Source organism: Corynebacterium sp. MSK195, from assembly GCF_030228885.1.
Taxonomy (GTDB): domain Bacteria; phylum Actinomycetota; class Actinomycetes; order Mycobacteriales; family Mycobacteriaceae; genus Corynebacterium.
In genome coordinates this window covers 1-314 of the sequence record NZ_JASPGT010000065.1, presented here as the reverse complement: position 1 = coordinate 314, position 314 = coordinate 1, and the positions used below count along the sequence as shown (strand labels likewise).

Genomic DNA, 314 nt, shown 5'->3' with positions numbered 1-314 from the left:
GAGAGTGTCCGTTTCTTTGTGTGCGGGGGCTTGGTTTACAAGTAATCCGCGAATCGGTTGGGGTAAGCCACGGCTAGTTGGTTGATGGCTTGTTTCCATCCAGTTGCTTTCGCTCCTTCAATATAGCCGTTGCATTCAATATCGCGTTTTGCTTTCCTCGCTCGCTGGGCAGCGCGCTTGTCTTCGATGTTGCAGATCATCAGCCACAGTGTCTTTAGTGCGGCAGTATCGTTTGGAAATTGACCCCGGTTACGGGTAGCTTTACGCAGTTCGGCGTTGAGCGATTCGATCGAGTTGGTGGTGTAGAGCACCCG

Annotated in this window: 1 protein-coding gene; it reads right to left on the bottom strand. The window is 52.2% G+C overall.

Going from position 1 to position 314, the window contains the following annotated elements:
• Nucleotides 1–35 precede the first annotated feature (35 nt).
• Nucleotides 36–314: transposase (locus QP909_RS11820; RefSeq protein WP_284767335.1), on the bottom strand; the 279-nt coding region annotated here is incomplete at its 5' end.